The organism is Bradyrhizobium sp. SEMIA (genome assembly GCF_014844175.1).
Lineage (GTDB): Bacteria > Pseudomonadota > Alphaproteobacteria > Rhizobiales > Xanthobacteraceae > Bradyrhizobium > Bradyrhizobium arachidis.
The window spans coordinates 8,006,018-8,024,623 of record NZ_CP046601.1; the positions used below are offsets into that span (position 1 = coordinate 8,006,018).

An 18,606-nucleotide genomic window follows, 5' to 3' on the forward strand; every position below is an offset into this window, starting at 1 on the left:
GACCAACATTCGAAAACGGGAGGGATGAATGGCGTCGAGACTGTTTGCAACCGGAATTGGCGCGCCGGAGGGTCCGGTGTGCCTGCCCGACGGCTCGATGTATGTCACAGAGATGTCCGCCTCCACCCTTTGCGTCACGCGGGTCGATCCTCGCAGCAATCGCCGCGTCATCCGGACGACGGGCGGGCGCCCGAATGGACTGACGACCGATGGCCACGGTCGGATCTGGATCGCCGAAGCAGGCCTCCGGTCGCTGATTTGCATCGACGAAAGCGGAAACGAGATCCGGCGCATGCAGGGCGAAGGCGCGGACCGCTTTCTGTTTCCGAATGATCTCTGCTTCGGTCCGAACGGACTGCTCTACATGACCGACTCCGGGATGGCTGCCGAGGATTTCATCAACGGCCAGGCCTTCGTCGACGGTTATATGGATCTCGACTGGGACGGCCGTGTGTATGAGATCGATCCAGCAGCTATGAAGGTACTGCGCGTGCTCGATCGCAAGATCCGCTTCACCAACGGCATTGCCTTCGGTCCCGACAACCATCTCTACGCCAACGCATCCTTCACCGGCGAGATCTATCGATATGACGTGCTTGGCGAGGCAGCGCCGAAGCGCGTCGTCTTCGGCAACGTGCTGCAGCCGGATTCCAATCCGGATTTCAAAGGGCCGGACGGGATGGCCTTCGGAACGGACGGTCGGCTCTATTGCACGGTCTACAACCAGAAGAATGTCACAGTGCTCGACCGCCGGGGCGAGGTTGCCGATCGTCTGGTCCTGGATGGGCCTCAGCCGACGAACTGCGCCTTCACACTCGGAGGCAAGAAACTCCGGGTCACGGAGGTCGGCAAGGGCCAGGTCGAGGAGATTGACATGGCATGCGATGGCCTGCCGCTGCATCTTCCGAAATTCGCCTGACGAGATGCCTCGCGATGTTTCCCGCGAGGGCGTCTTTGCCTGTTATCAAAGGAAGCCGATCGATAGCCAAGGCACTGCGGCAACGATCAGCGTGCCGATCAGGAGCGCGATCATATAGCCCACGATCGGCTTCATGCCCTCGTCCGGATTGATGCGACTGATGGCGCAGGCCGCATAGTAGCCGACGCCAAACGGCGGCGCGAACAGGCCGATGCCCATGGCGAGGACGACCACCATCGCGTAGTGGACGTCGTGCACCCCGACCTGCCGCGCGATCGGGAACAGCAGCGGACCGAACAAAACTATGGCCGGGATTCCCTCCAGCACGCTGCCTAGGATCACGAACGTTACGATCGTCACGGCCAGGAAGACGGGGACCCCGCCGGGAAGACTGGTCATGAACTTGGCCAGAGAGGCCGAAAATCCAGACTGGGTCAGCGCCCAGGCCATGCCCGTCGCGGCGCCGATGATGAGCAGAATCGCCCCCGACAGCGAAGCCGTCTCGACCAGCATCGGATAGATGCGACGCCAGTCGAACTGCCGATAGACGAAGAGACCCGCGCACGCCGAGTACAGGATGCCGATGGTCGAGACCTCGGTTGCCGTTGCGATGCCCTCGACAACGGCGGTCCGGATCACGAATGGCAGCGCGATGGCCGGTATGGCGATGACGAAAGCGCGGCCAATCTCCCGGGCTCTCGCCCTTTTGACGTGAGACAGGTCCTCGCTGCGGTATCGCCACCACACGACCGCCGCGAGCATGACCGCGAGTACCACCCCCGGAAGCAAGCCCCCGGTGAACAGCGCCGAGATCGAGACGCCCGTCACCGAACCTATGGTGATCAGGACCAGCGAGGGCGGAATCGTCTCGGTCTGAGCGCCGGTCGCCGCGAGAAGCGCAACGAGGTCTCCCGGTTTGGCCCCGCGCTGCCGCATCTCGGGAAACAGGACAGGAGCCACCGCAGCCATGTCTGCTGCCTTGGAGCCGGAAATGCCCGAGACCAGATACATGGCTCCGACCAGCACGTAGTGCAATCCGCCGCGCACGTGGCCCAGGAGGCTCGCCAGGAAACTGACCATGGCGCGCGCCATGCCCGTCATCTCGATCAGGAGGCCGAGAAAGACGAAGAGCGGCACGGCGAGCAGGATCAGGTGGCTCATGCCCTCGTCCATCCGTCCGATCATCACCACGTCGGGCGTGCTGGTCGTCAAGGCGAGATAGCCGACCGTCGCAAGACCAAATGCAAACGCGATCGGCACGGCCACAAAGACCATCGCCCCTACGACGAAAACGAAGAAGATCAGGAGATTTAGATTGCCGAGCGGTTTCAAAGCGGGAGCGAGCAGAACGAAGGTTGCGATGATGCCTGCGACCATTGCGGCCGAAGCCAGCAAGCTGCGGAGCCTCGCGATGCGGATCAGCCGGAGGACCGCTGCGATCAGCATCAAGCCGATGCCGATTGGTAGCGCCGCCGCGCGCCAGCTATTGACGATCTCGAGCGCCGGCGTCGTGACGAATACCTCATCTGCGGCGAATTCGTAAGCCGGCCAGACGACTAGAACGAGAAAGGCCAGCGATGCTGCGGCCGCCACGACATCCAGGAATGCCCGAACTTCCGCACGGAGGACGCCGACGATGGCGGTCATCCGCATATGCTCGCCGCGCTGAAACGCAATCACCGATCCGAGCATGGCGAGCCAGAGGAAGAGAATGCCGGCAAGCTCGTCAGACCAGACGATCGGCGAGCGGAACACATATCTGCCCACAATGCCCGCGGACAGCACCGCGATTTCCGCGAGCACGAGCAGTGCTGCAGGTACAGCGACGATATGGCCGAGCACAGTGTTCGCTGTTACGACCCAACTGCGCCGGCCCGCTTGCGACGCGCCGGCCACCATACCGGCATCGACATGCGGCGCATGGCCCTCGCTGGTCATGATAACTGGCCCGCAGCTTTCTCGAGCTGCAACCATGCCTCCTCGCCAAACTTGGCTTTCCAGTCCGTGTAGAAGCTGGTTTTCGACAAGGCCTGGCGGAAGGCAGCGCGATCGACGTCGATGAATTTGAGGCCCTTGGCCGAAAGATCGGCGCGAAGTGACTGGCTAAGCTTCGCGATGTCGGCGCGCTGATCGACCGCGGAGCGATCGAGCTCGCGCGTCACGATCTCCTGCACGTCCTTCGGCAGGCGCTCGAAGGCGCGCTTGTTGCCGAGGATCCAGTAGCCGTCCCAGACGTGGCCCGTCAGGCTGCAGGTGCTCTGCACTTCAAAGAGACGGGCGGTCGCGATGATTGGCAACGGATTCTCCTGCCCGTCAACGACCTTGGTCTGCAACGCGGAATAGACCTCGTTGAAGTTGATCGGCGTCGGTCCGGCGCCGAGGGCCTTGAAAAGCGAGGTCAATAGCGGCGCCGGCGGAACGCGGATCTGGAAGTTCTTGAGATCATCCGGAGTGCGGACCTCACGACCGGACGAGGTCACCTGGCGGAAGCCATTATCCCAAGCCTTCGATACCGCCATGATCGGCGTCTTGGCAATCTGGGCCTGGATGTAGGTGCCGAGGTCACCATCCATCGCCTTCCATACGCTGTCGTAATCCGCGAATGCGAAGCCTGTGTTCACGATGCCCGCACTCGGCACCAGGGTGGCGAGGATCGAGGACGATTGATTGAAGAACTCGACCCCACCGCTGCGAACCTGGGTCAGCAGTTCGGTGTCGGAACCGAGCTGGTTGGCCGGGAATAGCCTGATCTCCAGGCGGCCGCTGGTCGCTTCCTTGATGCGGTCGATCGCCTCTTGCGCGCGGATGTTCACCGGATGGGTCGGGTCCTGTCCGGTTGCGAACTTGTAGACGAATTCGGCGGCAGATACCGGACGGGTCAGAATCCCGCAGAGAGGTACGGCACTAGCCGCCATCAATAGCGAACGGCGGCTGATGCGTCCGGACTTCGAGACAGTCATGTTTTCCTCCTGATTCTGTATTACGCTGTGCTGCATGAGCCTTGGGATGGTTTTCAGCTGTGCGGGCTCTTCGACCGCCCCCATTCGGGGCAACAGCCATCGGCTCGCCCGCCGCAACATGCAGCGGGTGGAACACTTCACTTAGATTGGGCCTGACTGACGCTTAGTGCCGGTGCGCTATAGCCACTGCTTGATCTGCCTTGCGATCTCGGCGGTGGATATGCCGTAGCGGTCGTGCAGCGTCGGAAGTGCGCCGGCGTCAAGAAATTCGTCCGGCAATGCAATTTGACGGAAAGGCGGATGGACGCCTGAACGCATCAGGAGTGCGGCGACCGCCTCGCCGAGACCGCCAATCGTCGTGTGGTTTTCGGCAACGACGACCAAGCGGCCTGACTTGCCGGCTTCACGCAGGATCGTCTCGGCGTCGAGCGGCTTGATGGTCGGAACGTGGAGCACCGCAGCATCGACGCGATCGTTCTTCAGTGTTTGCAACGCCTCGAGCGCACGCATTGTCATGATGCCGGATGAGATGATCAGAACATCCTTCCCGTCACGGATCAGCTTGGCTTTGCCGAGCTCGAACTTGTATTCGTATTCGTCGAGCACGACTGGCACCTGGCCACGCAGCAGGCGCATGTAGACCGGCCCCTGATGTGCCACGATCGCGGGTACCAGTTGCTCGATTTCATGCGCATCGCATGGGTCGATGACAGTCATGTTCGGCATGGCGCGAAAGAGCGCGAGATCTTCCGCGGCTTGATGGCTCGGGCCATAGCCAGAGGTCAGGCCGGGCAATGCGCACACGATCTTCACGTTGCGGTCTTCCTCCGCAATCGTCTGATGTATGAAATCGTAGGCACGGCGGGATGCGAACACGGCGTAAGTGGTCGCGAACGGCATGAAACCTTCGGCAGCAAGGCCTGAAGCGGCGCCGAACAGAAGCTGCTCCGCCATACCCATCTGGTAATAGCGTCCGGAAATTCCTTTGCGAAGATGTGCAGGTCGGTGTATTTGCCGAGATCGGCCGTCATGCCGACCACATCGGGACGGCTGCGCGCGAGCTCAACGAGCGCGTGGCCAAACGGCGCCGGTTTCGTTTTCTGTCCCTCAGACGCGATCGAGGCGATCATGGCCGAGGTGGTCAGGCGCGGCTTGCCCGGCTGCGGCGCTGATCTGACGGTCTTCATGCCTGCCTCCCGGCTTCCAGCGCGGCCAGCGCGAGCTGCCATTCGTGCTGCTCGACGCGGATGAAATGGTTCTTGTCGCGCTGCTCGAGGAAGGGAACGCCCTTCCCCATCAGCGTGTCGGCGACGATCATCCGCGGCTTGGGCTCGGGATGGGACTTGGCGGCATCGAATGCGGCAACTACGGCATCGAGATCGTTGCCGTCGATGCGCTGCACGAACCAGCCGAAGGCCTGAAGCTTGTCGACCAGCGGCTCGAAGCCCATCACCTGCGTCGAAGGACCGTCCGCCTGCTGGTTATTGACGTCGACGATGCCGATCAGATTGTCGAGCTTGTAGTGGCCCGCCGACTGGATGGCTTCCCAGACGGAGCCTTCGTCGAGCTCGCCGTCGGAGAACAACGTGTACACCCGTGCGTCCGATTTCTTGCGCTTCAGCCCGAGGCCCATGCCGACGGCGATGCTGAGCCCAAGCCCGAGCGAGCCGCCCGACATTTCCATTCCGGGGGTGTAGGAGGCCATGCCGGACATCGGCAAGCGGCTCTCGTCACTGCCATAGGTTTCGAGCTCGTCCTCCGGGACGATCCCCGCCTCGATCAAAGCCGCGTAAAGCGCGATCGCGTAGTGCCCATTGGAGAGCAGAAAACGGTCGCGCTCCTCCCACAACGGATCTTCCGGGCGGTAGCGCATCGCGTGGAAATAAGCCGCGGCGAGGACGTCGGAAATGTCCAGGGCCTGTGCGATATAGCCTTGTCCCTGAACCTCGCCCATGCGCAGCGCATTGCGGCGAATGTTGTAGGCGCGGTCTGCCAGCTTGGGCGTGTTGGTCAGCGTTTCCATCGATTTGGACCTTGTCTTGCTGACTCAGTGGATCAGCATGCCGCCATTGACGTCGATCACGGCGCCGGTGACATAAGCGGAGAGATCCGAGGCCAGAAAGGTGTAGATGCCGGCGACGTCTTCCGCTGTGCCGAGACGATTGAGCGGAATGCCTTCCAGAATCTTAGCCCTCATCTCATCCGTCAGCTTGCCCGCGGTGATATCGGTGCCGATCAGGCCGGGCGTCACGCAATTGACGCGAATGCCGTCCGGGCCGAATTCACGGGCCATCGCCTTGGCGAGGCCGAGCACACCCGCCTTGGCCGCCGAATAATGCGGGCCGCCAAAAATTCCGCCGCCGCGCTGGGCCGAGACCGACGACATGCAGGCGATCGATCCCGACTTCCGTGCGCGCATATGTGGGATCACGGCTTGGGAGAGGAACAGTACACCCTTGAGGTTGACGTCCTGGATACGATCCCAATCGGCTGCCGAAATCTCCAGGAGCTTCACCGGCTGGGTGATGCCGGCATTGTTGATCAAGATATCGATGCCGTCGAATGCTTCCATTACGCGAGTGACCGCCCGCTCGCACGATGACTTGTCGGCAACGTCGCACGATACCCCGATATGCTCTGTACCAAGACTGGTCGCTGCACCCGCGGCAGCTGCGGCATCAATATCGAGAATCGCAACCCGCGCGCCCTCGGTAGCGAACCGGCGGGCTGTGGCAAGCCCAATGCCGCGCGGCGAAGCCGCGCCCGAAATGATGGCCGTCTTACCGCTAAGCAGCATCAGTTCCTCCCGCGAATTGTTTTTCATTGGCAAGGCTAGGAATGCCTCGCGGACGCGCAACAGACAAACGCACAGTTGTCACGGATGGATGAATCTGGTTCACTTATGGAATGCTATCAAACGTCCCGATATCGGCAATTCGCGCCTTTGAAGCCGCCGCCCGCACTGGATCGTTTCGCGATGCAGCGAATGAGCTTCACCTGACACCGAGTGCAGTCAGTCATGCCATCCGCAAACTGGAGGACACGCTTCGGACTGTTCTGTTCGAGCGCAGCGCGCGGTCAGTGCGGCTCACGCCAGCCGGCGAAAACCTGATGCGTCACACCGGAGCCGCTTTCGATCAGCTCCGCCGCGGGCTTGAAGAAGTTGCCGCGCGCGGGCCGCAATTGGTACGCGTTCATTCCGCGCCGAGCTTTGCCGCGCAATGGCTTGCCCCGCGACTTGCACAGTTTTTCGCCACTTACCCGAAGCTCGAAGTCCGCCTGGCTGCGAGCACCGACTACGCGCGCTTCAGCAACGACGATTTCGATGTCGACATCGTCTACGGTCCGCCGCGCGCGGAAGGAGTGGAGGTTGTTCCGCTCCCAGAGGAGACGGTCACGCCCCTCTGCTCCCCCGCGCTTGCAAAATCAATCAGGAAGGCTGCCGATCTCCTCGATCAAACGCTCATTCGTTCCGACGTGAAGCAGGTTCAGTGGCACCAATGGTTCACGGCGAACGGATTGGAAGCACCTGCGCTCCACGGGATGAGGTTCGATCGCAGCTTTCTTGCAATCGCAACGGCTGCGGAGGGATTGGGAGTAGCGTTGGAATCAACGCTCCTGGCCGAACGCGAACTGGCGAGCGGGCGACTAGTTGCGCCGCTAGCAGGGCGCGCCAACGATATCCGCTACGTCGGCCATCGCCTGATCTACCCGCGCGCCAGTCGACAGAGATCTGCGGTACGAGCCTTCGCGGATTGGCTCGTGGCGCAACTCGCTGGCGAGACCGTGGGTTCCTCGCACTAATATCGAAGTCAAGCCGAGCAGCCCTCAACCAACCAAGCGTGCGGCTATTTTGCGTCTCGAGCTCCGATGTTCGCGTCTTCAGCGCATCGAAGTCGGCGCCCAAGCAAACGGGCCTCCATAAATCCTCACAATCGTATCATTCGTGCCCATTATCCGAGGTGCCACCATCGGGGTGGCGGAAGATCGTAGATTGGCGTGCAAAATTGTACGATTGGTAGCGAGCGCCGCGAGGGCACTTGCTCTGAGACGTCGTTTCAAAACATCGCGGAGCAGCTCAATGCACCAGGTATCGAATAGCTGAATCGATGTGTGAAAGATTGAGGCTGAGCGAGCGCTGTTCGTCGGATATAACCGGGTGCTGACGAACTACTATGCGCGTGCTGAAGGAGGAGCGGGGCCGCGACCATCTGCCGAAACAGGAATTGGGAATGGCCAAGGTCGTCTGTATTGAGGGCGCGTTTCACAGCGGCGGGCTGCCGAGCTTTTGGAGTGAGCCCAGCGAGCGTACTCCGATGACGAAGGCGCGAGCGGGAGCACGGCGCGGTGCTCTGCCAAAGGCCCAACGGCCTCGGAAATCGCACCGGGTCGAGGCCCATCGTGCGACGATCATGGCTGTGCTCGAGGCCTCGCCCGATAGCGCCATCGATGAACTGAGGCACAGCTTGAGCAAAGAGGGCCTTTGCTTTGGCTATGGCACGATCCGCCGCTTCTTCGAGCGTCACAAGATCACGCGCAAAAAGAGACTCCCATGACGCAGAGCAAGACCGTCCGGACGCTTCGAAGGGCGACGAGGCTTGCGCGAGAGTCACGACAAGGTCGACCGGGATCCTCTCGTCTTCATGTGTGAGACCTGGGCATCGACCAAATTGGCGCGAACACATGGTCGCTTCAGGCGCGGCGAACGCCTGCGGGCACCGTGCCTCATGGCCACTGGAAAATGTGTCGTAGCCGCTCTCGCCAGATATGGCATCATCGGTCCTTGGGTGCTCGATGGCGGCGGGACTCCCATCGGCGTCCAAAAGGGCCTCCTTTGATCAGCGTGCTCTGCTGGTAGCGCGGTAGAGCCGCATCACCGTGAAACATGGTATTACTCGTGCGAGATCGACCTGGGATTTTGTGGGGCGGTCCGCGCTGCTGCGACGATCGTTGCCGACGATCCCGTCTTTGGGAAGGTTTGTCACGGCGGCATCATGGAGACGTTCGCTAACAGCCTGCGTATCTGGCCACGTGATGGCGTGCGGCGACGGCTCAACGTGCGGCTCCAGTCTCTCCGATTGGACTTGGTGCTGCTCGACGCCCGACTCCGGGCGGATCGACCGATCATTCTGAATTTGGGGGAGGGGTGGATCAGCCTTACGCCTGAGCCCTTTGCCCCATCGCATCGGGAGTGACGGTCGAATTGCGGTACAATGACGGGAGGAAGCGAAGGAAGTCGTCGACATCACGGACAGGCAGACTCGTCCGCTTGCCTGCGGCGCGCTTACCGGGGGTTCAGGTTCGAGATGTTTAGCCCCTGCCTTTGATGGTGCATCCTTATCGCACCATTGCAAGGAAGCGCCATGGGACATGATCTGAGACCGGAAAACTGGACCATTTATGACCAAAGTATTCGAAACTCTTGCGTCATGACGCTTTGCAACGATTACTTCGCGTGGCCGGCCGAAATAGGGACTTCGTCTCACGCAGGCTTCAGGACGTCGCGGGAATACGATCCTTTAGGAGCACTATATAGTGGACCAAAGGCAGCCGGCCCAGGAGCACAGAGGCAATCCCCGAAGCTTGGAAAAAACGCTGTGGAAGCGCCGTCAAAAAATGCTTGGCTATCACCGTCAGTCAAAGGTCGTTCAAGCACGAAATTCGCTGGAGCCGGTCCCCAGCACGTCCTCCAAAACAGGCGGCACAAAACTGACGACGGGAGCTCGGTAACACTCGATGGTGTCATACCGCTGAAGGAACACACCGTGCAGGATATGAAAAAACGTCGGCTATTCACGCGGCACATCGGCCGCTTCGTTCGGGAGGTATCAATGCGTTCGCTTGCTGCGTCAGTCGCCTTCACGTGCTTCTCATTTTCGCCTGCCGCGGCTTGGTGGGACGAAGGGCATATGCAGATCGCCTATCTCGCTTACAAGCAACTTGTCCGGCGGTCAAAGAACACGCCGACATACTCCTGAAGCTACCGGATTACGCAAACTGGATCGCAGGCGCGCCCCAGGGCGCGGAAAAGTGTACGCCTTGGTGCATGCCGCTACATGGGCCGATGATATCAAAACGAAGGACGATTACTACGACGATCAAGTTAAAGATTCCAAGGCAAAACAGATCGTCCCATATGGCCACCTCAAGCATGCCTATTGGCATTTCAAAGACGCTCTGTACACGCCGGACGGTACGTCCCTCCCGCAGCCGGATCCGGTTGATGCTGTCACGCAGCTCAAGGCTCTAGTCGCTAAGCTGCCAGCCTCAGAGAGTGCTTGGGATGCTATGCGTTCCTACAGTCTCGCCTGGACACTTCATCTGGTTGGCGATCTACACCAGCCGGATCATGCAATTGCCTGTTACACTGCGCAACTGCCCGACAATGGTGGCGATCGCGGCGGTAACGCAGAAAAAGTCATACCAGCCAGGGGAGAGACGATCCTGCTTCATGCTTATTGGGATAGCTTGTTCGGCGGCTATTCGCCAGTGTTCGGAGCGATCACCGACGACGAGGACAAATTCAACGGCCTCAAAAATGTCGCGCCAGATTCCGCGAAGGCTCAGATTCTCGATCCTGCCACCTTGGCCCAAGAAAGCTTCGAGCTGGCCAAGCAGAATGCTTATGCAGCTCCCATACCGAATGACACGACACCGGTTCAACTAACTCGAGATTATGAGACCAACGCTCGCAACGTAGCTCGCAATCAGGCTGCGCTTGCCGAGGACGATTGGCCAATCTGCTGAACCAGATATTGAAAATGAATCCGACCGTCACACGCTGCGCTGCCAGGCGTTCGCTAAAGGAAAGCGGCGAGGTGGGTAGTCGCGCTGAGTGTTCGGCGCATATCGCCTTCGCTGCAAGTGTTCCTGGTATTGCGAAACGTAGGGTGAAGAATACTCCTCCTCCCCAAGCACGAGGCCGTGGGCGGTTTGCATGCTGATCTCCTATCGAGCTGATTAGGCTCGATAGGAAAGACCGAAATTATGCGCAGTTCGCCAGCCGGACGTCGTCCGAGAATCCCATAGATACAGGCTCCTGTTCCTGCGAGCTGCGCACAATCACGGGGTGTGCCTAATCCCGCTTGTGTATTTAAATTAGCGCGACGACCGGCCCTTCGCCGGGTTCCCGCCGCCGGCAGCGGCGATTACGCCTCGAGCGACCGACGAAGCGAGGATCCACAGATGCATCTGGCGATCTTCGCCGGCGTCCTGCAAGCCGATTGCTACAAAGCAGATCAGAGAATTTTGCTTTCCGTTTATTGTCGGCGTCAGCTTACGGACAGCTAAGCTGCTTATCGGCGGGGTCAGGTCTAATGACCTGAACACAATGCAACAGCCATAGGAGTGTGGTCGCCATGGGCGGTCGAATTAACAATTGGTCGGATGCTCCATCCGCTGATGAGTATCATTACGCGAGCTCCCCGGAGCACAGGAATGCTGACTATTTCGCGGACGCGTTCGGTAGAATGGGATTGCAGGATTCGGGTGCCAGCTCATCCTCGCAGCCGAGTTATTACCTCACTTCAAGATCTCCCGTTGTTGAGATCGACCAAGCCGAATTCCGGGAACGGGTGAGGAGCTTTCATGGTGACGAGATCAATCATATCGCCAACAATCCGCAGGAATACTCAGAATTTGTATCCGAAAGAGCCAGGCGCACCGCGGATGTCGCTAGCAGTTACGCGATCCGAAGGGATTCTGATGCCGCCCGATATTACAGCTACCAACTGGGAAATAGGAGCGTCGGCCTCCAAAGAACGGAAGCCGGATTTCCTATGGCGACTGAGTTCACCAGCCAACGGTGGCGAGAACAGTTCCCCGGACGAACTGACGTCACATCAATCGTGGATTTTCAGGTTGCTCATCCGCTCGTCGGCAACGCGGGCGATATTCTGCTTGAGCACCAACTACAGCAAGACGGCGAACGGCCGCTGGTGAACTGGCGGCCTGCTAATGATGAAGCGAGAACCCGTGCAGAACAAATGGGCTTCGTTGATGTAGATCACAATGATATGGTACTCGATCCCACCCAGTCCAGACAGTGGAGATACAGGGATGGTGAATGGCAACGTGCAACCAATTCTCCGATGTATCTCTCCAAAATCAAAACGCCGAGTGATGATGAACCTTCACCAGAGTCCGATTCGGATGGAGACTTTATGTGACGTGAGATCTCCATCAATCGATTGAGGTGGAGCAGGAGCGCAGACCAACCGACACCTGCGGCTTACGATCGAGCGTTGGACGGAACGAAGCCGAAGTCAAATTTGGCTCAATCCATGAGGTGCGCTGCACTGACCGCACCGCGGCGGTTTAGGAGAGTTGGTGCCTGTAATAGCACAAAAGAAAATCCCGGCTTCCAACCGGGGTTTTCGACTGTGGCCTGGGCGGGAGAAGCGAATTGCCTATGGCATGCGCGAGCGTCATTGCGTCCGCGCCATCAGAATTGCTTGGGATCTTCCCGGGTTCGCTGGGTGAGGAGGGCTTCGTTGGCCGTTTTCTTCGTAGGCGGTAATCTCGAGAAACGTCGGGCCAACTCATCGAGCAACGAGACCATCCACGCGGCTCGCCGGCGGTGGACGCATGGCAAGATCAAAAAAGGAGCAGATGCCAGCAGACCCACCTCATTCTGCTCCAGGATGAGGTTGATCTTGCGCTTGCGGTTTCCTGTCCGTTTGGGTCGGTGCCCCTCCGATCTGGCTCCGAACCGGTCATGGTCTCGTATCGCACCGCCAAATCGAGCCACTGCAATGCTCTCGATTGCGTCAACAAACATCCTCGATCTATGCTCATCACAATGGCTGGGCCGGTCCGGCATGCAATGCTTTCGTTGGCCTCACGTGCGCATCGTCGGATGCTGCTCCGCCATGCCAACATGTCCGGGTAGGCTCCGATCCAATTCGCCACGAAGACTATCAGCACCTATGCGAAGTCCGGCCACGCGGGTGTTCTACAGGGCGCGGCGTTGGTTGACAGAGGAAGCTGTTCTTCCCACTGGCCGCGTCTTCAGCGAGGGGCAGTTGCCAAAATGGCGGACCTTCGGAACTTTTGCACCGTCGCACTCTTTTTCGAAAGCCTCGACGCTCCTCATCCTTGACGGCACCGCAGCGCGGCAATTTCCCCGCGGTACGCCCGTCCTCATGCGCCCAAGAGCTGAACGATTGAAAAGGTTCGTTCGGGCTATGCTTGAACGGGATGCAAGAACGAGCGCCACCGCCGAAGGTAGGTCGGCCGCAAAAGCGCGGCGTTCAAAGGCAGCCGCGGCGCGGGAAGATCACTACCTTGTCACCACAGATTGCCTGATCGTACGTTCTGCCAATGCTCGAAGGGGCGCCTAAGTCCACCGCGAGTTGATGAGCTACGCGCGAGACGCCGACGAGAATATCGGCAACTGCGCGGAGGTCCACGTTGGGTGTGCGCATCTCCGATTTGAGGGCGGAATGCATAGCCGCGATGTAGCGGGCAACAGAATAAGCGCCCTCTTATCGTTAACCGGGCCGTTCCCGGTGGAGCGCCGTGCGAATCGCGCATCTCCGTCCGCGGTGGAGTCGCACTCTGATGACCGCTTAGCATTCCGTGTCGTGATTCCTAGCGCGTCGGCCTATCCGAGCGGCTGCAATTCCACGGTCGTCCAGTACGCGCGTAAGGTGGTAGGGCAGCAGTTCGTAGGGGCGTCGTCCGTTGGGGGCGCTGTGTGCCCAAGAAGGCTGAAGAAGATGCGTTCGTGTTGCGGGTGGTTGAAAGTAAATTCTGGAATGCCGGAGCACGGAGACTAGCTCGAAACGGGCAGCTGTTCGGTCCGCCGGTCGGCAGTTCCTCTCTCGCGACCGGAGGCCGCGCTCTCCGCAGTCGGCGGACTTGGTATTTTGATTCAGAGGGTGATGCTCCTTGCGGTTGAGGAAGGACTTACGATTCTGGCACAGTCGTTGCTAGTATGGTGCGGCAGCACTGAAAGTGCTGAGCGCACCAAACGCGAGACCAGCGATGCTCCCCGTTCTGGAATCGATGTGGCCCTCTTGTGAGAGGAAGGAGCTTGTTGCTTTTGACTTTGTGTGTCGTCGCGCTTAGCACGAAGACACCGACATTCGCTGCGGATCTCGCTCGGCGGCGCATCTACACCAAGGCAGCACCCCACTTGATCGTGGTCGCGATCAAAATCAGCGAGCGCAAAACATCGCGCAGCCTCTGACAATAAGTTTGGAGAGGAACATGGCGCTGGCTTAGAATCCCCTGCTTCCCCGATCAAGGTGGAGAACTGGCTGCGTGGTCAGCCCGTCACGAGCTTCCAGCCCGGGAAGGTGTACATCGTTGAATTTTGGGCAACTTGGTGCGGCGCTGTCCGATCTGATACAGCTGCAAGAGAAATACAGAGATAGCGGAATTGAGGTCCTCGGAATAGCAGCTCAAGAGCGCGCTCAAATAGCGGAAGAGGCCCGAAGTTGGAAAGTGGTTGACCGAAAGATTGCCAAATCTCAACTATCGGATCGGGTTCAACTACACACGCGAAATGAACAAGCTTTGGATGGATACCAGCTTTTCTGTTGGGATTCCGACGCCGTTCGGGGTCGACCGTGATGGCCGCATCGCCTCTATCGGTTCGCCGACGCAACTCGATGACGTTATGCCGAAGATTCTCACTGGCCATTGGCGCATCAGATGAAGCGAAGCCGCCGAGTCAGGGCGGATCGCCAAGGGCGAAGGCGCAATGCCGATCTTGGCTAAACTAAGGCTGGCGATGGAGGCACAGGATTGGGCGAGAGCGCTTTCGGTGGTCGAAGAAGCCGTCGCTGCTCTGCCGGATGGCCGGAACTTCCACAACCGCACGCCTTTCATCATCCATGTGTAGCGATACGGGATATGGTTGATGACTAAGATCAAAGGCATGTCTAAAGCCTGGACGTATACGCGTCGTACGATGCTGTTGGGCAGTAGGTTCTTGGGTAGCGCTTTGTTCGGGGGCGCTGCGGTGCCTACACGCAATCAGCCGCAACGCAAGGTCGCTATGGTGTTGAAGGCGCCCGACTCTCCCTTTGTCGTTGGGTGCACACAAGACGGTATCATCTCGTTGCGTTATCGTTACGATGCGTATGACACGGACTATGTCCTGCCTGGAGCCGTGCTGGGGACGGCTCACGCTAGAGTTCGGCGTGCCGGATCCGAGTGGCATACGCTTCGAACTGGCGTTAGTGCAACGAAGCCGATGCATAGCGCTGCCCTTGAACTAGCAGCCCACGATGCGGGCGTCCTTCTCGCGAGCCGCCTCTCAGTTTACGAAGCTAGATTGACGTGGGAGATCATGCTGCGGAACGACGGCATGGCGAGCGTGGAGGTTGGCGACCTCTATCTGCCCATGCCGATGAACACCGAATTTCCGGCGGGGCAACCGGTATCGGCGGCTGTTTTGAAGCACAGCTTCGTGTCGGGGCATGGGTCGCACATCCTCTGGATTCGTGGCAATAGCACCGGTCCCTTCCTCATGCTCTTGCCGGAAGCGGATACGTCACTGGAATATTGGAATGTTCACAAGGATTCGGCAGAAGCCAGTGGGACGTGGTGCGCCTACATCTTGGGCGGGGCGGCCGCCTGCGAGGCAGTGGCGGGCGGGACTCGCTGGCGACAGCCGACCCATTCCCTCTCCCTCTCGCCGGCCGAGCAACGGCGTTACCGTCTCCGTTTCCAGTGGGTTGCCGATTATGAGGCGGCGCGCAGGGCTATCACGGACGCCGGTCTGGTGGACGTGGAAGTAATGCTAGGCATGACGGTTCCCAACGACCAGCATGTCGACATCGCACTCGCGTCCTCCATTCCGGTGGAGCGAATCGAAGCGGAATTTACCGGCGACACGGTGGTGCAACGGTTGCCGGATCGGGCCGGCAGGCGACTGTGGCGGGTTCGCTTTTCGCGATTGGGAGAGAACCGGCTGACCCTGCACCAGGCGGGTGCGCGCCAGACCTTTCTTGAATTCTTCGCTACCGAGCCCGTCGAGACGATGATGAAGAAGCGCGCTACCTTCATCGTGAAACGGCAGCATCGTGATCCGTCCAAATGGTACGACGGTTTGTTTGGCGAGTGGAATATGGAGACGCAGGTCCTGCTTGGCCCGGACAATTACGACCGGATCAAGGGCTGGCGCATCTACGAGGTGACGTGCGACGACCCCGGGCTGAGCAAGCCCGCTTACCTCGCGACCAAGAATGCCGAGCATCCTGATGTGGCCGAAGTGGCGGCGTTGGATCGGTATATAGATACGTTCGTCTGGGGCGGGCTGCAACGTACCACACAGGAGGCATATGCCTACGGCATCTACGGCATACCCGATTGGAAGCAGAACAGGGAAAGTAGCGATCCCGGCCCAAAGGGCCGCCTGCATATCTGGCGCCCTTATGACTATCCGCACATCTTCGCGATTTATTTGGCCATGCACCGCATCGCGCTTGACCATCCCGCGATACCCACCCGCCAGAGCGCACGAGATTATCTGGTACGCGCCTACGGTACGGCGTTGGCCATGTTCACGGTGCCGATGCGCGTGGTGATGTGGTCTGCCTATCGCACCGGCTTCTGCAACGAATGTGTGATCCCCGAACTGGTTTCGGCGCTTATAACTGCGGGCTTGACGCGCGAGGCAGCGACTTTGGAGGCGCACTGGGCGCGTAAGGTGCGCGCCTTCGTGGATGCAAAGGCGGACCTTTTCAAGTCGGAATATCCGTTCGATTCCACAGCCTTCGAATCAACACAGGCACTGGCGCGCTCGGCCCTTGACGACCCTGCCGCCATGGGAGTTTCGAAGGCGGCGGCGCGTGCCTTCGCGGCGCGTCAGCTCGCTGCAAATCTGTTCTGCCGTGGCTGGCTGGAACCTGCTTATTACTACCTGGGCAGCGATTATCGCCGCACTGCGGGCGACGCCTATACGCTGACTTACATGGCGCAAATGGGAGGTTGGGCGCTGCTTGATCATGCGCTGAACGATGCAGACGACCCGCATCCGCTCCTTCGTCTCGGCTATGCGTCACAACTCAGCGCTTGGGCTTTGCTGAACAGCGGCCCTGCGTCGGCCGGTCATGGCTATTGGTATCCAGGCGAGGAGAATGACGGCGCGGCCGCTGGCGGCTTCGAGCCGGCGCCGAGCGGGACCACATGGCTCGGTCAGCCGCGTCACCGTGGAACGTGGTATTACTCGTGCGAGGTCGACCTAGGATTTTGTGGGGCGGTCCGCGCCGCTGCGACGATCGTTGCCGACGATCCCATCTTTGGGCAGGTTTGTTACGGTGGCACGATGGAGACGTTCGCTCACACCCTGCGGATCTGCCCACGTGATGGCGTGCGGCGACGGCTCAACCTGCGGCTCCAGTCTCTCCGATTGGACTTGGTGCTGCTCGACGCCCGATTTCGCGCGGATCGACCGATCATTCTGAATTTGGTGGAGGGGCGGATCAGCCTGACGCCTGAGCCCTTTGCACCATCTGCATCGGGAGTGACGCTCGAATTGCGGTACGATGATGGGAGGAAGCGCAAGGAAGTCATCGACATCACAGACAGCCAGATCCTCGTCCGCTTGCCTGCCGCGCGCTTACCGCGGGTTCAGGTTCGCTAGATGATTAGTCCGGCCTTTGATGGTGCATCCGTATCGCACGATTCGAAGGAAGCGCCTGGGACACATTTTACACGGCTGCGCCACCGCGACGGACGCGGTCCGTCGAGCAATACAAATAGTCAAGAGAGCTTAAGAGCGCTGGCTAAGCGCTACGGCATCACTCCCAAAGACGGTTCATCAGGTGGAAAGGCAGCGGCTCCGTTAGTGACGCGAAGACAGGCCCCCGGGAGCCTAAGTCCACCTTCCGCATTTCTGGGCGCATTTGCTCCGCATCCGCTGCCACATTTCTCCGATTGAGAAAGTCTAATCCGAACTCTTTGGCTGCGCCTGGCAGCGAGATGATCGTCACAGAGCTCTACGCATCTTAAGCAACCGACCTGCCAACGATGTTGTACGAGAGTTCCTCAACGAACAAGGCGCTATAGCCGTAATAGAGAAGCTTTACTGCGCGACTTGAGACATCGATGTCGTGAACAAGACACAGCTCAAACAACAACGCCGAGGACAGGGTGCCGATCACCGAAACAAGCAACTGCCTGGGCCAAGATGCGCGCCCGCGACAACACCGTTCCTATCGAAGTCGATTGTCCTCAGAAATATCGGGGCGCTGCAGCATCACCATGGCGCTGCTTGGATAAATCAAGCAAGTTTCATCTGCCCGTTGGCCAATCTCCGGTATCGAAAAAGTGGCCTCCTGGCGAATCGGGATACTATCCCGGCGCGGCCAACGGAAGGATCGCTGAGGTTTCTGCTTATCCGTTTGCTGAACATGTCGCCGAAGATCGCGCGGGCCTTCGCGACTTCGCCATAGGCTTCACGGCGTGGCTACACGCGGATGCTGATGCGCCGAAAAAGTGGTGACAGTACGCCAAAGCAACAACAACAAATGCCGGCGGAGCAACCGGCGCTGAACGAGAGCATCGAGGCGTTATTCGCCTCGTGCCAACACGTCGTCGACACTCAGCACGAGGTCATGGCGCTCAAGGGGGAAATAGGAAAGCTGCCAGCGCCGCCGGACGAAGGATATTAGCAGAGGTGACTGGCAGGCGAACTCGACGACGAGCTGAGGCGCTTGGGGCTCCCCCTTGAGGTCTGAAGCGCGCAGATTTCAGCCGCGCCACGACAGTTCG

General features: G+C 59.6%; 14 protein-coding genes and 1 pseudogene. 9 read left to right on the plus strand and 6 right to left on the minus strand.

Features of this window, described 5'->3' with window-relative positions:
- Positions 1 to 28: 28 nt before the first annotated feature.
- Entirely contained in the window at positions 29 to 919 is an 891-nt protein-coding gene (locus tag FOM02_RS38445; protein WP_265440980.1) for an SMP-30/gluconolactonase/LRE family protein, read from the plus strand.
- A 45-nt stretch (positions 920 to 964) separates the two neighbouring features.
- Here FOM02_RS38445 and FOM02_RS38450 read toward each other — a convergent pair whose 3' ends face one another.
- From FOM02_RS38450 to FOM02_RS38470, 5 genes and pseudogenes are all read right to left on the minus strand, one after another.
- On the minus strand, positions 965 to 2,818 hold the full coding sequence (locus tag FOM02_RS38450) for a TRAP transporter large permease subunit (protein WP_265442253.1): 1,854 nt from the start codon (positions 2,816 to 2,818) through the stop codon (positions 965 to 967).
- Between the two features lie 35 nt (positions 2,819 to 2,853).
- Positions 2,854 to 3,879 carry a TRAP transporter substrate-binding protein gene (locus tag FOM02_RS38455; RefSeq protein ID WP_265442254.1) on the minus strand — a complete coding sequence of 342 codons (1,026 nt, stop codon included), beginning with the start codon at positions 3,877 to 3,879 and terminating at the stop codon, positions 2,854 to 2,856.
- A 177-nt stretch (positions 3,880 to 4,056) separates the two neighbouring features.
- Positions 4,057 to 5,066 (minus strand): annotated as a pseudogene (locus FOM02_RS38460) (transketolase family protein).
- Entirely contained in the window at positions 5,063 to 5,902 is an 840-nt protein-coding gene (locus FOM02_RS38465) for a transketolase (RefSeq protein ID WP_265440981.1), read from the minus strand. Before FOM02_RS38465 ends, FOM02_RS38460 begins: the two are co-directional and overlap by 4 nt.
- Positions 5,903 to 5,926: 24 nt before the next feature.
- Positions 5,927 to 6,676 carry an SDR family NAD(P)-dependent oxidoreductase gene (locus FOM02_RS38470; RefSeq protein WP_265442255.1) on the minus strand — a complete coding sequence of 250 codons (750 nt, stop codon included), beginning with the start codon at positions 6,674 to 6,676 and terminating at the stop codon, positions 5,927 to 5,929.
- 110 nt (positions 6,677 to 6,786) lie between these two features.
- On the opposite strand from FOM02_RS38470, the gene FOM02_RS38475 reads away from it, so the two are divergent.
- From FOM02_RS38475 to FOM02_RS38485, 3 genes are all read left to right on the plus strand, one after another.
- Positions 6,787 to 7,683, plus strand: a complete 897-nt coding sequence (locus FOM02_RS38475) for a LysR substrate-binding domain-containing protein (protein ID WP_027564024.1) — start codon at positions 6,787 to 6,789, stop codon at positions 7,681 to 7,683.
- A 371-nt stretch (positions 7,684 to 8,054) separates the two neighbouring features.
- Entirely contained in the window at positions 8,055 to 8,435 is a 381-nt protein-coding gene (locus FOM02_RS38480; RefSeq protein WP_265440982.1) for a hypothetical protein, read from the plus strand.
- A 1,474-nt stretch (positions 8,436 to 9,909) separates the two neighbouring features.
- Positions 9,910 to 10,626 (plus strand): S1/P1 nuclease, encoded by a 717-nt coding sequence (locus FOM02_RS38485; RefSeq protein WP_265440983.1) that lies wholly within the window; start codon positions 9,910 to 9,912, stop codon positions 10,624 to 10,626.
- Positions 10,627 to 10,653: 27 nt separating this feature from the next.
- Here the strand turns inward: FOM02_RS38485 and FOM02_RS38490 are convergent, their stop codons facing one another.
- Positions 10,654 to 10,818, minus strand: a complete 165-nt coding sequence (locus FOM02_RS38490) for a hypothetical protein (RefSeq protein ID WP_231164113.1) — start codon at positions 10,816 to 10,818, stop codon at positions 10,654 to 10,656.
- Positions 10,819 to 11,237: 419 nt separating this feature from the next.
- Here FOM02_RS38490 and FOM02_RS38495 point away from each other — a divergent pair, with 419 nt between their 5' ends.
- The 5 genes from FOM02_RS38495 to FOM02_RS38515 all read left to right on the plus strand — a co-directional run bounded on the left by FOM02_RS38495 (position 11,238) and on the right by FOM02_RS38515 (position 18,337).
- Complete coding sequence (locus FOM02_RS38495) at positions 11,238 to 12,047, plus strand: effector protein NopP (RefSeq protein WP_283808052.1); 810 nt, start codon at positions 11,238 to 11,240, stop codon at positions 12,045 to 12,047.
- Positions 12,048 to 14,332: 2,285 nt separating this feature from the next.
- Positions 14,333 to 14,542 (plus strand): hypothetical protein, encoded by a 210-nt coding sequence (locus tag FOM02_RS38500; RefSeq protein ID WP_028146171.1) that lies wholly within the window; start codon positions 14,333 to 14,335, stop codon positions 14,540 to 14,542.
- A 45-nt stretch (positions 14,543 to 14,587) separates the two neighbouring features.
- On the plus strand, positions 14,588 to 14,728 hold the full coding sequence (locus tag FOM02_RS38505) for a hypothetical protein (protein ID WP_265440984.1): 141 nt from the start codon (positions 14,588 to 14,590) through the stop codon (positions 14,726 to 14,728).
- Positions 14,729 to 14,797: 69 nt separating this feature from the next.
- The gene (locus FOM02_RS38510) at positions 14,798 to 17,476 is read left to right on the plus strand and encodes a DUF5695 domain-containing protein (protein ID WP_265442256.1); all 2,679 of its coding nucleotides are present in this window, start codon (positions 14,798 to 14,800) and stop codon (positions 17,474 to 17,476) included.
- 546 nt (positions 17,477 to 18,022) lie between these two features.
- On the plus strand, positions 18,023 to 18,337 hold the full coding sequence (locus tag FOM02_RS38515) for a hypothetical protein (RefSeq protein ID WP_265440985.1): 315 nt from the start codon (positions 18,023 to 18,025) through the stop codon (positions 18,335 to 18,337).
- The last annotated feature ends 269 nt before the right edge of the window (positions 18,338 to 18,606 follow it).

Excerpts from the sequence above, each read along its gene's own strand:
- FOM02_RS38445 (WP_265440980.1), top strand. The coding sequence starts at position 29 with ATGGCGTCGAGACTGTTTGCAACCGGAATTGGCGCGCCGGAGGGTCCG.
- FOM02_RS38450 (WP_265442253.1), bottom strand. The coding sequence starts at position 2,818 with ATGGTGGCCGGCGCGTCGCAAGCGGGCCGGCGCAGTTGGGTCGTAACA.
- FOM02_RS38455 (WP_265442254.1), bottom strand. The coding sequence starts at position 3,879 with ATGACTGTCTCGAAGTCCGGACGCATCAGCCGCCGTTCGCTATTGATG.
- FOM02_RS38465 (WP_265440981.1), bottom strand. The coding sequence starts at position 5,902 with ATGGAAACGCTGACCAACACGCCCAAGCTGGCAGACCGCGCCTACAAC.
- FOM02_RS38470 (WP_265442255.1), bottom strand. The coding sequence starts at position 6,676 with ATGCTGCTTAGCGGTAAGACGGCCATCATTTCGGGCGCGGCTTCGCCG.
- FOM02_RS38475 (WP_027564024.1), top strand. The coding sequence starts at position 6,787 with ATGCTATCAAACGTCCCGATATCGGCAATTCGCGCCTTTGAAGCCGCC.
- FOM02_RS38480 (WP_265440982.1), top strand. The coding sequence starts at position 8,055 with ATGCGCGTGCTGAAGGAGGAGCGGGGCCGCGACCATCTGCCGAAACAG.
- FOM02_RS38490 (WP_231164113.1), bottom strand. The coding sequence starts at position 10,818 with ATGCAAACCGCCCACGGCCTCGTGCTTGGGGAGGAGGAGTATTCTTCA.
- FOM02_RS38495 (WP_283808052.1), top strand. The coding sequence starts at position 11,238 with ATGGGCGGTCGAATTAACAATTGGTCGGATGCTCCATCCGCTGATGAG.
- FOM02_RS38505 (WP_265440984.1), top strand. The coding sequence starts at position 14,588 with ATGCCGATCTTGGCTAAACTAAGGCTGGCGATGGAGGCACAGGATTGG.
- FOM02_RS38510 (WP_265442256.1), top strand. The coding sequence starts at position 14,798 with ATGCTGTTGGGCAGTAGGTTCTTGGGTAGCGCTTTGTTCGGGGGCGCT.
- FOM02_RS38515 (WP_265440985.1), top strand. The coding sequence starts at position 18,023 with ATGCGCGCCCGCGACAACACCGTTCCTATCGAAGTCGATTGTCCTCAG.